Here is a 12,905-nt window from a genome sequence, read left to right as displayed (position 1 = left end):
GACGCACCGAGCCACGGTGCAAGCCGACAGGAGCGAACGCCATGAACGAGAACCGGCCCCAAGCACCGATCGAACGCATCGAAACCGGCACATGCGTCTTCGGCTACTTCGCCACAGAACCAGAACTCACCCGCACCGAAGCCGGAGTGCCGAAGTTCTACGCCCGCTACCGCATCCCACGCCATCGTCGCGAAGCCGACGGGAGCGTGACGCGCCTCGAGCCGGACTTCCGCAGCATCGTCGCCTACTGGGAAACGGCCGAGCTGGCCTACGAGAAGTTCCGGAAAGGTGACGCGTTCATCGCTCAAGGCCACGTGCGAGTCAACAATCGCACCGGGAAAGAACGCTTCGAAGCGAAGAGGATCGGACACAATCCCGCCGACACCCCCTACGAGGTCGACCGGAGTGCGCGCCCCTCGGCCGCCACGGCCGAGCGCGCAGTTCTTGCCCCAGCCGCCTCCACCGCAACAGCCGTCGAGTCCGAGAGTCTCAGCCGGTAGAGGTGGTGAACGCGATGAACAACAGCGAAGAAATCGACGCCATACCCGAGGACGCTGCACGTGATGATGAGTCCGAAGCGGGCGCTCAGCAGAACGGGAGAGGCGAACACTCCGAAAGCCCCCCGTTCCCGCGGCTCGGCGCAGGGGTCAACGCCGGCGGCCGGGAACAGGGTCCCGTACGGCCCGTGAACTGGAATCTACTCAGCAGCGATCAGGCCGAAATCGCCTGGCTCGAGTTGAACTCCTGGGTGTCCTGGCTGCGCTTGACCTACGGGCTTACGCCTTCGGTGTTACCGCCGTTCTGGCATCGCCACCCTGAGTTGACGCTCGAGCTGTCGGCATTGCACACGCACTGGCTCGGCGCCTACGACCCAGAACAGCACGCCAGCGGGCCACTCATCTGGCACCGCGACTTCGCCGAAACCTGCCGGCGACTCCGCGACTGGGTCCAAGCCTCAGGTACCCGGCTCGATCGGGATCGGCCTACCAGGCAAACGCGCTGGCCGGGAGAAGAACCGTTCCCCACGATCATCGAGGAAGTAATCGACGATCGTGACCTCGACTTCGTCCACTACGTCATGGCCGACGTCGCCGCACGCCGAGCCGAGGAAGACGCCTACTACCAGCGACAGGCAGAGCAGGCAGTGGAGAACGAGTAGGGATAGGTGCTTCTTCTGTCTGCCGTCGGCTGGTGCTACGAAGAAGCAGGGCAGGCGTTTCAGCCTGCCCTGCTTTGGCGAAACCTATCGGGCCGTCGGCATTTCGACAATGAGTCGTTGCCGCAGTTCTCCCAGATCGACGCGAATCAGTCGCCCGACTCGATACCCATGGATGGTTCCGTCGGCGATGCGCCTCCGAAGGGTCTTGACCGAGACTCCAAATTCTTCTGCGGCGACGGTCAGCGGGACCAGCGTTGGTCGCGATGTCTCCGACCGTTCTGGGTGAGCGTGTGTAGTCATGGCGGTCCCTCTCTTTTAGCGAAGTGCATTCACCTCATAGGTGCCCCGTGCGACCCTCCGAAGTCGTTAATGTCCTCGTCGCTTTCTTGCCTTCTTCGCTTTCTTCCGCGCCGAAGCGAGCCGGGCCTCGACTCGTCCACTCATTCGTTCGGCGAGTTCCCTATCTCGGGCCAACGTGGCGTGCTGATAGCGAAGCACGATCCTGATGTCAGCGTGACCTCCGCGGCGCATCAGCTCTGCAAGCGTGGCTCCTTCTTGCGCGAACATGGTCAGTCCGGTGTGCCTCAGGTCATGGAAACGGTAGCGGTCGGCCAGGCCCTCGACTTTCTCGCGGCTGTCGGCCCAGATGTAGCCCCACCGCGTATTGGACAGCGGCAGACTTCCGCGTGCGTTCGAGGGAATAACCGGTGCTTTCGCTTCTGGTGCGACGTTGACTCGCAGATGCTCTTTGAGCCTGTTGAGCATGATGCTCGGGATGCTCAACGAACGCTTGCCTGCGTCGCTCTTCAGCCTGCTGTAGTCGCCGGTGTTCGCGTTCAACTGCCTGCGAACATGCAGTGTCGCGCTACCATCATCGTGCCACTCGATGTCTCGACGCTGGAGCCCCAAGCACTCCGCACGCCGAAGCTGGCACCAGGCGGCGAACAGCACCATGATGGCCCACAACTCCGGGGTCACCACGTAGAGTTCTTCGACTTGCTCGGGGGTTGCCACGTCCTCGTCGGGATCATGGTCTTCGTCATGACGTACCGACTCCTGCTTCGGGATCGAGATGTTCGGCGCTGCTGCGATATGGCCGTCTCTGGCCGCCTGACGCAAGATCATCATGAGCACGATCAGGACCGGCCGGGTCACACCGTTGAACTTCGACTTTGGATTGAGTGGCGAAGGAATCTGATCCAGCCGATCGGTCATCACCCGAATACGAGCGACATCGATCTCACGAAGCGGAGTATCTCCGAATTCGGGAATGAGATAGCCGGTGACTTTGCCTTTGTAGGCGCGGACGGTGCCAACGGCCCGAATCTTGCCGCTCCGGTTCGGCTCCGTTCGCACCATCTCAAGCCAGCGTTCCGAGTACTCGATGAATCCGATTGGCCTTGCCTCTTCGGCGGCGGCCTCTGCACGTCGTTGCGCCGCGGCGGTGGCCGGAGCCACCCACTCGCCACGGGCGATCTTTGTCTGCACGGAGGCGAGCCAAGTTCTTGCATCAGTCTTCGTCAGAAACGTCAGAGGCTTGTCATCGTCCGTCCGAGCGGTGTAGCTGTCACCATCAGGCCCTGGATACCTGACCTGCCACCGTCCCGAGGGCAGCTTTCGCAGCCGACCCCAGGCTTCGCGTTTCGCAGTCGCACCCTCCTGCTTCTTCCTGCTCATCATGCCCTCCGCTGGTCGCCTATCGACGGTCGCGAGCAGTCGTGCCCCTCCGTGCCCCTCGAAGGACACATCGACCTAGATCCGCGGAATTCCGGGGATGCTAGGCCGTTCAGCGTCCCTTCTGGGGCACGCTGGGGCACGACATCAGGGTCACGTCGAATCCGAATTTCGGTCGACGGGCAACCCCTCGCCCACCACGAAGGTGGGTTCGTGCCCCCTGCATGCCCCACTGAGTGGATACTGACGTTCATCTTCGGCCTCCTCTGTCCGTTTGGAAGAGGCACGAAAAAGGCCCGGACCTGCAGAAACCTGCAGGTCCGGGCCTCGCATCAGCCCTTTCGGGCTAGCGGCACAATCTGACTCCTAGAAGTCCCAGTCCTCGTCCTCGGTGGCGACGGCCTTGCCGATCACGTACGACGATCCCGAGCCCGAGAAGAAGTCGTGGTTCTCATCGGCGTTGGGCGAGAGCGACGACAGGATGGCCGGGTTGACGTCGGTCATCTCCTTCGGGAACATCGGCTCGTAGCCGAGGTTCATGAGCGCCTTGTTCGCGTTGTAGTGCAGGAACTTCTTGACGTCCTCGGTGAGGCCCACCGGGTCGTAGAGATCGGCGGTGTACTTCACCTCGTTCTCGTAGAGGTCGTAGAGCAGCGAGAAGGTGTAGTCCTTGAGTTCCTGACGGCGCTCCTCGGTCTCGTTCTCGAGCCCCTTCTGGAACTTGTAGCCGATGTAGTAGCCGTGGACGGCCTCGTCGCGGATGATGAGGCGGATCAGGTCGGCCGTGTTGGTGAGCTTCGCGTGCGACGACCAGTACATGGGCAGGTAGAAACCCGAGTAGAACAGGAACGACTCGAGCAGCGTCGAGGCGACCTTGCGCTTCAGCGGGTCGTCGCCCTCGTAGTAGTCGACGATGATCTGCGCCTTCTTCTGCAGGTTCGGGTTCTCGACCGACCAGCGGAAGGCGTCGTCGATCTCCTGCGTGGAACACAGCGTCGAGAAGATCGACGAGTAGCTCTTCGCGTGCACCGACTCCATGAAGGCGATGTTCGTGTACACCGCCTCCTCGTGCGGGGTGATCGCGTCGGGGATGAGCGACACCGCGCCTACCGTGCCCTGGATCGTGTCGAGCAGTGTGAGGCCGGTGAACACCCGCATCGTGAGCAGCTTCTCGTCGTCGGTGAGCGTGGCCCACGACTGCACGTCGTTCGACAGCGGCACCTTCTCGGGCAGCCAGAAGTTGTTCACGAGACGGTTCCAGACCTCGAGGTCCTTGTCGTCCTGGATGCGGTTCCAGTTGATCGCCTGGACCGCGTGCCCGAGCTTGAAGTTCATCGCTTCCTCTGTGTTCTCGTTCTGATCGTTGCCGGTGACCGAGTGGGCGCGGCGCGTTGTCGACTCGCCGCACCCGCTCGCCGCACCATATCTACAGCATGCAGCTGACGCACTCGCTCATGTCCGTGCCCTCGAGGGCGAGCTGACGCAGACGGATGTAGTAGATCGTCTTGATGCCCTTGCGCCACGCGTAGATCTGCGCCCTGTTGATGTCGCGCGTGGTCGCGGTGTCCTTGAAGAACAGTGTGAGCGACAGGCCCTGATCGACGTGCTGCGTCGCCGCGGCGTAGGTGTCGATGATCTTCTCGGGGCCGATCTCGTAGGCGTCCTGGTAGTACTCCAGGTTCTCGTTCGACATGAACGGAGCCGGGTAGTAGACGCGACCGAGCTTGCCTTCCTTGCGGATCTCGATCTTCGACGCGATCGGGTGGATCGAGCTGGTCGAGTTGTTGATGTAGGAGATCGAACCGGTCGGTGGCACGGCCTGCAGGTTCTGGTTGTAGATGCCGTGCTCCATGACGCTCGCCTTCAGCTCGCGCCAGTCGTCCTGCGTCGGGACCTCGACGCCGGCGTTCGCGAACAGCTCGCGCACGCGCTCGGTCTCCGGCTGCCAGGGCTGTTCGGTGTACTTGTCGAAGAACTCGCCCGAGGCGTACTTCGAATCCTCGAAGCCGCCGAACGAGCTGCCGCGCTCGATCGCGAGGCGATTCGAGGCCCGGATGGCGTGGAACAGCACCGTGTAGAAGTAGATGTTGGTGAAGTCGATGCCCTCTTCGGAGCCGTAGTGCACGTGCTCGCGAGCCAGGTAGCCGTGCAGGTTCATCTGGCCGAGACCGATCGCGTGCGACTGGTCGTTGCCGTCCTCGATGGAGCGGACGGAGCTGATGTGACTCTGGTCGCTCACCGAGGTGAGCGCGCGGATCGCGAGTTCGACCGTCTCACCCAGACGCCCGCCGTCCATCGCCGCGGCGATGTTCATCGAACCGAGGTTGCACGAGATGTCCTTGCCGATCTGGTCGTAGCTGAGATCCTCGTTGTAGGTCGTGGGCGTGTTGACCTGCAGAATCTCCGAGCAGAGGTTCGACATGTTGATGCGACCCTTGATCGGGTTCGCCCGGTTCACCGTGTCCTCGAACACGATGTAGGGGTAGCCCGACTCGAACTGCAGCTCCGCGATCGTCTGGAAGAAGTGGCGCGCGCTGATCTTCGTCTTCTTGATGCGCGCGTCGTCGACCATCTCCTGGTACTTCTCGGAGATCGAGATGTCGCCGAACGGAACGCCGTAGATGCGCTCGACATCGTAGGGCGAGAAGAGGTACATGTCCTCGTTCTTCTTCGCGAGCTCGAAGGTGATGTCGGGGATCACGACGCCGAGCGACAGCGTCTTGATGCGGATCTTCTCATCGGCGTTCTCGCGCTTGGTATCGAGGAACTTCATGATGTCGGGGTGGTGCGCGCTGAGGTACACCGCACCGGCGCCCTGACGGGCCCCGAGCTGGTTGGCATAGCTGAAGCTGTCCTCGAGCAGCTTCATCACGGGGATGATGCCCGACGACTGGTTCTCGATCTTCTTGATCGGGGCGCCCGCCTCGCGGATGTTCGAGAGCAGCAGGGCGACGCCACCGCCGCGCTTCGAGAGCTGCAGGGAGGAGTTGATCCCTCGCGAGATCGACTCCATGTTGTCCTCGATGCGCAGCAGGAAGCACGAGACGAGTTCGCCGCGCTGGGCCTTGCCGAGATTGAGGAAGGTGGGGGTGGCGGGCTGGAATCGGCCGGAGATGATCTCGCGCACGAGGCCGCGGGCCAGCTCCTGGTCGCCCTCGGCGAGGCCGAGCGCGACCATCACGACGCGGTCTTCGAAGCGCTCGAGGTAGCGCTTGCCGTCGAAGGTCTTCAGCGCGTACGAGGTGAAGAACTTGAACGCCCCCAGGAAGGTGGGGAAGCGGAACTTCATCGCGAACGCCTCGTCGCGCAGCTGCTCGATGAACTCCAGCGGATACCGCTCGATCAGCTCGCGCTCGTAGTAGTCGTTGTCGATCAGATACCGCATGCGCTCTTCGAAGGAGTGGAAGAACACGGTGTTCTGGTTGACGTGCTGCAGGAAGTACTGGCGCGCGGCTTCACGATCCCTGTCGAACTGGATCTTGCCGTCCGCGTCGTACAGGTTGAGCATCGCGTTCAGCGAGTGGTAATCCATGTCGCTGACCTTCGACGACTCGTGGCCGGCCTCCATCACTGCGGTGTTCGTTGCTGAGCCCAAAACTGGTCCAATCCTTCTCTGACGGCTGTGACGTCGTCGGGGGTTCCAAAGAGTTCGAATCGATAGAGGAAGGGCACCTGGCACTTCCGGGCGATGATGTCACCCGCGATCCCATAGGCCTCGCCGAAATTGGTGTTGCCCGCTGCGATCACTCCCCGCAGCTGCGAACGATTGCGTTCGTCGTTGAGGAAGCGGATGACCTGTTTGGGAACGGCCCTGGTCTCGGGGCCGCCCCCGTAGGTGGGGACGAGGAGCACGAAGGGCTCGGTCACGACGAGCGGCTCGTCCTTCGCGTGGAGAGGGATCCTGAGCGCGGGTCGCCCCAGCTTCTCGACGAAGCGGTGCGTGTTACCCGAAACGCTGGAGAAGTACACCAGGTCAGGCACTGCGCTCCCCTCCTCATGCTCCGATAACGGAAAGGCCCGCGAGCTCGTGGAGAGGGATCATGCCCCTCGCGAGCATCCGCGGGCCGCGTTCGTCAGTCGGCGAGACGGCCGGCGAGCTCCGAGATCTTGTCGGGACGGAAGCCCGACCAGTGCTCGTCGTCGGTCACCACCACAGGAGCCTGCAGGTAGCCGAGTCCCTTCACCGTCTCCAGCGCTGCCTCGTCCTGCGACAGGTCGAGCACGTTGTACTCGATCCCCTTGCTGTCGAGAGCTCGGTAGGTCGCAGTGCACTGCACGCACGACGGCTTGGTGTATACCGTGATGGCCATTTCACGCCCCTCTTCCTGAAACCAGTCTACCTCGTCCGAGGCACAACATCTAGTGAACCACACCGAGGCCGACCACAACATGATGTAGTTACAGCAATGTAGTTTTCCACCGACTTTTCACCGCCGCGATCTCCTCCCTGGGGAGAACGAAGGGCGCGGTTCCGCGCTTCCCGTGAGTTATCCACAGGGCACAGGATGCGGAAAATCATTTCTCCACCGTGCGCGCCCCGGCGTGTCGCGCGTAGCGCGCGGAGGGCCTCGTTCTAGAGCGCTATCGGCCACAGCAGCTCCTCTCCGTCGGGCTGGAACCAGCGCAGCACCAGCATCGCATCGGCGCTCGCCCGAGCCTGCTCAGCGTCGCGCCCCCGCACGAGAACGCTGAGGCGCTCGCCGGGCAGCACGGTGCACGGCAGCGACAGGCCCAGCAGGCCGTTGCCCGCGAGTGCGAACCGCACCGAGTGCAGCGGGCCGTCTCCGAGGTTCTCCACCTCGACCATCCCGCTCTCCGCGCGCCGCACCACCCGCCACGGCACCGCCACCGCGGCAGGCGCGTCATCGCGCCTCGCGGGGGCCGTGCGCGTGCGCGCCGGGAGTCGGAAGGGGTTCATGCGGGAAGGGTAACGGCAACCTCAGACAAACACGGACGGTCCCGCTCGCGACAGCATCGCGAGCGGGACCGTCCGATACGGGCCGGTGCGCCCCGGGCGCCAGGGCCGGGCGCCCCGGTCAGAGCACCTTGCTCAGGAACTCCTGGAGACGGGGCGTCTGCGGATTCCCGAAGACCTGTTCCGGATCGCCCTCCTCGCAGACGACGCCGTCGGCGAGGAACACGACCTTGTCGCACACCTCGCGGGCGAAGCCCATCTCGTGCGTCACGAGCACCATCGTGATGCCGGTCTTCGCGAGCTCGCGGATCACCTCGAGCACCTCGCCCACCATCTCGGGGTCGAGGGCCGAGGTCGCCTCGTCGAACAGCATGATCGCGGGCTCCATCGCGAGCGCGCGGGCGATCGCGACGCGCTGCTTCTGCCCGCCCGAGAGCTGCGAAGGCCGCGCGTCGGCCTTCTCCTCGAGGCCGACGCGGCGCAGCAGGGCGAGCGCCTGCTTGCGCGCCTCCTGCTTCGAGCGCTTGCCCGTCTCGACCGGCGCGAGCATCACGTTCTCGACGACCGACATGTTGGGGAAGAGGTTGAAGTGCTGGAACACCATGCCGACGTGCCTGCGCACCTCGTTGATGTCGACCTTCGGGTCCATGATGTCGTAGCCGTTCACCACGACCGTTCCCGCGGTCGGCACCTCGAGCTTGTTCAGGCAGCGCAGGATCGTCGACTTGCCCGAGCCCGAGGGGCCGATGAGCGAGACGATCTCGCCCGGGGCGATCTGGAGGTCGATGCCCTTGAGCACCTCGTTCGACCCGAACGCCTTGCGCAGACCGCTGACGACGATCCCCGCGCCGTCGACGACGACGGGGACCGTTCCGGAGGTGAGATTCTTGCTCACTTGTTCACCTTCTTATCCACGATGTTGGCCACCCAGGTCAGCAGGGTGATCACCACGAAGTACATGATGCCCACGATGATGAGCATCTCGGTCGTGCGGTAGTTGGCCGCGTAGATCTGCTGCGCCTGGTAGAGCAGCTCGGCGTAGCCGATGGTGAGCAGCAGCGACGAGTCCTTCAGCGTGATCACGAACTGGTTGATGATCGCCGGCGTCGAGATCTTCACCGCCTGCGGCACCACCACGCGCTGCATCGACTTGCCCCAGCCGAGGCCGAGCGAACGGGCCGCCTCCATCTGGCCCGGGTCGACGGCCTGCAGGCCGCCGCGCACGATCTCGGTGAGGTACGCGCCGGCGTTCAGCGCGAGCGTCGCGACGCCGGCCCAGAAGATGTTGCCGGTCGCTCCGGTGAGCTGCGGCAGGCCGAAGTAGAACAGGAACGCCCACACGAGCACCGGCGTGCCGCGGAAGATCGCGACGAAGGTCGACGCGATCCCTCGCAGAATGCGGGAGGTCGAGATCTTCATGAAGCCGAAGACGAGACCGAGCGCGAGCGCGATGACGAACGACGTCACCGTGATGCGGACGGTGTTCCAGAGGCCCTGTCCGAGCGCGGGCATCGAGTCGGTGAGCAGCTGGAAGAACCCGGGCTTCGCGGCGGGCTCACCGCCCCCTGACCCCGATGCGCCCTCCCCGAGGTAGCTCGCGAGGATCTTGTCGTAGGTGCCGTCGGCCTGCATGCGCGCGAGGCCGTTGTTGAACGCCTCGAGCAGGTCGGCGTTCTGCCCCTTCGCCACCGCGAAGCCGTACTGGCCGCCCGGGATCTTGTCGGTCACGACCTTCAGGCCGTTGCCCTGCTCGATGCCGTAGGCGAGCACCGGGTAGTCGTCGAAGACCGCGGCGGCCGAGCCGTTCTTCACCGACTCGATGAGGCTCGTCGACTGGTCGAGCGCCTTGACGGTGAAGTCGTACTCCTCGGCCAGCTTCTTCGCCTCCGCCTCGCCCTCGGAGCCGCCCTTCGCGACGACCGTCTGACCGGCGAGGTCCTCGTAACCCTTCACGTCGCTGTTCTCGGGGACCGCCATCTGCACGCCGGAATCGAAGTAGGGATCCGAGAAGTCGAACGTCTGCTTGCGCTCGTCGGTGATCGACATGCCCGCGATCACGCCGTCCGCCTGACCGGACGTCACCGCCGAGACCGCGGCCTGGAAGCCGAGCGACTGGATGTCGACCTGGAAGTTCTCCTCCTCGGCGATGTGGTTCAGGATGTCCATGTCGATGCCGACGAGCTCGCCGCCCTTGCGGAACTCGAACGGCGCGAACGTCGTGTCGGTGGCGATCGTGAACTTCTTGCCGCCGAGATCCAGAGCCTCGGGCGCCTCGCCCTTCGCGCCCTCCGAGGCGTCGTCCTCACCGAGATACTTCGCGAGGATCTCGTCGTAGGTGCCGTCGGCCTTGAGCTCGGCGAGTCCCTCGTCGAAGGCTCCGAGCAGATCGGCGTTCTGTCCCTTCGCCACCGCGAAGCCGTACTGGCCGCCGGGGATCTTGTCGGTCACGACCTTGAGGCCGTTGCCCTGCGCGATGCCGTACTTCAGCACCGGGTAGTCGTCGAAGACCGCGGCTGCCGAGCCGTTCTTCACCGACTCGATGAGGCTCGTCGACTGGTCGAGCGCCTTGACGGTGAAGTCGTACTCCTCGGCGAGCTTCTTCGCCTCGGACTCCCCCTCCGAGCCGCCCTTGGCGACGACCGTCTTGCCCTTCAGATCCTCGTAGCCCTTCACGTCGCTGTTCTCGGCGACCGCCATCTGGATGCCGGAATCGAAGTAGGGATCCGAGAAGTCGAAGGTCTGCTTGCGCTCGTCGGTGATCGACATGCCCGCGATCACGCCGTCCGCCTGACCCGAGGTGACGGCCGAGACGGCGGCCTGGAAGCCGAGGGACTGCACCTCGACCTCGAAGTTCTGCTTCTCGGCGATCGCGTTCAGCAGGTCCATGTCGATGCCGACGAGCTCGCCGCCCTCGCGGAACTCGAACGGCGCGAACGTCGTATCGGTCGCGATGACGAACTTCTTGCCGCCGAGGTCGGCGGTCTTCGCGGGGCCGGACGATACCGCCCGCTCGGGCGACGCCGCGACGGGGGCGCTGTGGGGCGCCGCCTGCGCTGGTGCTCCCGCGACGAGCAGGAAGAGGCCGGTGACGGCCGCCCCGATCGCCAGCCGGAGGCCGAATGGTTGTTTTCTCTGATGCACTGAGTGCCGCTCCTTCGTTGGAGGCCCCGCGCGGTGCGGGGCGCGCGCCATCCAGGCTACGCGCATCTCGGCGCATCACGCGAGGCGTCAGGCCTACACGTGGTGGTAGGGGCGCCCCGCCGCGATCTCCTGAGCGCGGTACAGCTGCTCGGCGAGGATCAGCCGCACGAGCTGGTGCGGGAACACGAGCTTCGACAGGCTCCACACGAAGTCGGCGCGCTGCCGCACCCGGTCGTCGACGCCGTAGGCGCCGCCGATCACGACCGTCACCGGGCGCCCGGCGTCGAAGGCGCCGCGCAGCTGCGCCGCGAGGGCCGGCGAGTCGACGTTGCGTCCGCGCTCATCGAGCAGCACGAGGAACGTGTCGCGGTCGACCTTCGCGAGAATGCGCTCGGACTCCTCGGCGCGCGCCGCCTCGCCCTCACGCGAGGAGTGCGGCAGCAGCAGCCAGGTGACGTCGAACGGCTTGCGGAGGCGCTTCTCGTAGCGGTCGATGCCGTCGAGCACCCACTTCTCATGCTTCTTGCCGACCGCGAGGATGCGCACGCTCAATCGATCCGCACCCCTTCGAGGTATTCGGCGATGCGCCCGATCGCCTCGGTCAGCATCTCGACGCTCGGCAGCGTCACGAAACGCACGTGATCCGGGGTGGGCAGGTTGAAACCGCGGCCGTTCGTGATCATGACGCGGGTCGCGCGCATCAGCTGGATGACGAAGTGCTGGTCGTCGTGGATGTCGTAGCGCTCGGGGTCGAGCCTCGGGAACAGGTACATCGCGCCCCCGGGCAGCTCGCAGCTCACCCCCGGGATCTCCGAGAGCAGGCGATGCGCAGTGTCGCGCTGGTCGCAGAACCGCCCGCCGGGGGCGCACAGCTCGGCGACCCCCGACCAGTTCGAGGCGCTCGACAGCGCGGCAGGGATCGCGAACTGCGCCGGCACATTCGAGCACATCCGCATGTTCGCGAGCAGCGTCAGGCCCTCGAGGAAGTCGCTCGCGAGCCCGCGATCGCCCGAGGCGACCACCCATCCCGCACGGTAGCCCGCGACCCTCTGGATCTTCGACAGCCCGCTGAAGGTGAGGCACAGAGTGTCGCGCGTGTGCAGCGCCGCGTGCTCGTGCTTCGCGCCGTCGTACAGGATGTGGTCGTAGATCTCGTCCGCCATGAGCACGAGGCCGTGGCGCTCGGCGAGCGCGGCGAAGCCGCTCACGAGCTCGGGCGAATAGACGGCGCCCGTCGGGTTGTTCGGGTTGATGAGCACGATGCCCTTGGTGCGCTCGGTCACCAGTTGCTCGATGGCCTCGAGGTCGGGCATCCATCCGTTCTGCTCATCGCAGGGATAGTGCACCGCGTGCCCGCCCGACAGCGTCACCTGCGCGGTCCACAGCGGATAGTCGGGAGCGGGAATCAGCACCTCGTCGCCCGGGGTGATGAGCGCCTGCAGCACGAGCGAGATCAGTTCGCTCACCCCGTTGCCGATGAGCACGTCATCCGGCGAGATGTCTGCGACGCCCAGGCCGGTGTAGTGCTCGGCGACCGCCTCGCGCGCCGAGAGGATGCCCCGCGAGTCGCTGTATCCCTGCGCGTACGGCAGGCCGGCGCGCATGGCGTCGACGATCTCGGGCGGCGCCTCGAAGCCGAAGGTCGCGGGATTGCCGATGTTGAGCCGCAGGATCTCGTGTCCCTCGCGCTCCAGGCGCTCGGCCTCCTGCAGAATCGGACCGCGAACGTCGTAGCGCACGCCGGCGAGCTTGCTGGACTGAGTGATGGGGCGCACGAGGAGATTATTCCACGGTATGGCGAGGGATCTGCGCGGCGACGCCGCAGAAAGCGTCAGGTTACGGTGCTTCGGCGCGCGAAAGTTCGGTGAACGCCGCGTGGTCGAGGGGCGGGAGATCGCCGAACCGGCCGGCGCCGAGCGCACCGTTCGCCGCGCGGGCGCTCCGTTCACCGCCCGGGCGCACCGTTCGCCGCCCGGGCGCTCCGTTCACCGCCCGGGACGCATCGACTTGACGCAA

12 protein-coding genes are annotated in these 12,905 nt (G+C 65.0%); 2 read left to right on the top strand and 10 right to left on the bottom strand.

The window, feature by feature from the left end; genetic code table 11:
* The first annotated feature begins 41 nt into the window (after positions 1-41).
* Together J4H91_RS08845 and J4H91_RS08840 are read left to right on the top strand one after the other, a co-directional pair.
* Positions 42-500, top strand: a complete 459-nt coding sequence (locus tag J4H91_RS08845; protein ID WP_208045895.1) for a single-stranded DNA-binding protein — start codon at positions 42-44, stop codon at positions 498-500.
* A 14-nt stretch (positions 501-514) separates the two neighbouring features.
* On the top strand, positions 515-1,159 hold the full coding sequence (locus J4H91_RS08840) for a hypothetical protein (RefSeq protein ID WP_208045894.1): 645 nt from the start codon (positions 515-517) through the stop codon (positions 1,157-1,159).
* A 366-nt stretch (positions 1,160-1,525) separates the two neighbouring features.
* Here the strand turns inward: J4H91_RS08840 and J4H91_RS08835 are convergent, their stop codons facing one another.
* From J4H91_RS08835 to J4H91_RS08785, 10 genes are all read right to left on the bottom strand, one after another.
* A complete protein-coding gene (locus J4H91_RS08835) occupies positions 1,526-2,836 on the bottom strand; it encodes a tyrosine-type recombinase/integrase (RefSeq protein WP_208045893.1) in 1,311 nt (436 codons plus the stop codon).
* A 363-nt stretch (positions 2,837-3,199) separates the two neighbouring features.
* Positions 3,200-4,168, bottom strand: a complete 969-nt coding sequence (gene nrdF / locus J4H91_RS08830; RefSeq protein WP_208045892.1) for a class 1b ribonucleoside-diphosphate reductase subunit beta — start codon at positions 4,166-4,168, stop codon at positions 3,200-3,202.
* Between the two features lie 91 nt (positions 4,169-4,259).
* Positions 4,260-6,401 (bottom strand): class 1b ribonucleoside-diphosphate reductase subunit alpha, encoded by a 2,142-nt coding sequence (gene nrdE, locus J4H91_RS08825; protein WP_208045916.1) that lies wholly within the window; start codon positions 6,399-6,401, stop codon positions 4,260-4,262.
* The gene (gene nrdI, locus J4H91_RS08820) at positions 6,401-6,814 is read right to left on the bottom strand and encodes a class Ib ribonucleoside-diphosphate reductase assembly flavoprotein NrdI (RefSeq protein WP_208045891.1); all 414 of its coding nucleotides are present in this window, start codon (positions 6,812-6,814) and stop codon (positions 6,401-6,403) included. The genes nrdE and nrdI overlap by 1 nt, the downstream gene beginning before the upstream one ends.
* 92 nt (positions 6,815-6,906) lie before the next feature.
* Entirely contained in the window at positions 6,907-7,143 is a 237-nt protein-coding gene (gene nrdH / locus J4H91_RS08815) for a glutaredoxin-like protein NrdH (RefSeq protein WP_208045890.1), read from the bottom strand.
* A gap of 263 nt (positions 7,144-7,406) precedes the next feature.
* Positions 7,407-7,751 (bottom strand): hypothetical protein, encoded by a 345-nt coding sequence (locus J4H91_RS08810; protein ID WP_208045889.1) that lies wholly within the window; start codon positions 7,749-7,751, stop codon positions 7,407-7,409.
* A gap of 118 nt (positions 7,752-7,869) precedes the next feature.
* Positions 7,870-8,643: an amino acid ABC transporter ATP-binding protein gene (locus J4H91_RS08805; RefSeq protein ID WP_424960836.1), complete on the bottom strand. Its 774-nt coding sequence runs from the start codon at positions 8,641-8,643 to the stop codon at positions 7,870-7,872.
* Positions 8,640-10,889, bottom strand: a complete 2,250-nt coding sequence (locus J4H91_RS15875; protein ID WP_341783492.1) for an ABC transporter permease subunit — start codon at positions 10,887-10,889, stop codon at positions 8,640-8,642. Before J4H91_RS15875 ends, J4H91_RS08805 begins: the two co-directional genes overlap by 4 nt.
* 93 nt (positions 10,890-10,982) lie before the next feature.
* Complete coding sequence (gene rlmH / locus J4H91_RS08790) at positions 10,983-11,441, bottom strand: 23S rRNA (pseudouridine(1915)-N(3))-methyltransferase RlmH (RefSeq protein WP_208045888.1); 459 nt, start codon at positions 11,439-11,441, stop codon at positions 10,983-10,985.
* A complete protein-coding gene (locus tag J4H91_RS08785; protein WP_208045887.1) occupies positions 11,438-12,664 on the bottom strand; it encodes an aminotransferase class I/II-fold pyridoxal phosphate-dependent enzyme in 1,227 nt (408 codons plus the stop codon). The genes rlmH and J4H91_RS08785 overlap by 4 nt, the downstream gene beginning before the upstream one ends.
* Between the last annotated feature and the right edge of the window lie 241 nt (positions 12,665-12,905).

The organism is Leucobacter ruminantium, assembly GCF_017565705.1.
GTDB lineage: Bacteria > Actinomycetota > Actinomycetes > Actinomycetales > Microbacteriaceae > Leucobacter > Leucobacter ruminantium.
This window is presented reverse-complemented; position numbering and strand designations above follow the sequence as displayed.

What these genes read in the sequence shown, in the direction of transcription:
- nrdF (WP_208045892.1), bottom strand. Translation starts at nt 4,168, where the DNA reads ATGAACTTCAAGCTCGGGCACGCGGTCCAGGCGATCAACTGGAACCGC.
- J4H91_RS08845 (WP_208045895.1), top strand. Translation starts at nt 42, where the DNA reads ATGAACGAGAACCGGCCCCAAGCACCGATCGAACGCATCGAAACCGGC.
- nrdE (WP_208045916.1), bottom strand. Translation starts at nt 6,401, where the DNA reads ATGGAGGCCGGCCACGAGTCGTCGAAGGTCAGCGACATGGATTACCAC.
- J4H91_RS08840 (WP_208045894.1), top strand. Translation starts at nt 515, where the DNA reads ATGAACAACAGCGAAGAAATCGACGCCATACCCGAGGACGCTGCACGT.
- J4H91_RS08810 (WP_208045889.1), bottom strand. Translation starts at nt 7,751, where the DNA reads ATGAACCCCTTCCGACTCCCGGCGCGCACGCGCACGGCCCCCGCGAGG.
- J4H91_RS08835 (WP_208045893.1), bottom strand. Translation starts at nt 2,836, where the DNA reads ATGAGCAGGAAGAAGCAGGAGGGTGCGACTGCGAAACGCGAAGCCTGG.
- nrdH (WP_208045890.1), bottom strand. Translation starts at nt 7,143, where the DNA reads ATGGCCATCACGGTATACACCAAGCCGTCGTGCGTGCAGTGCACTGCG.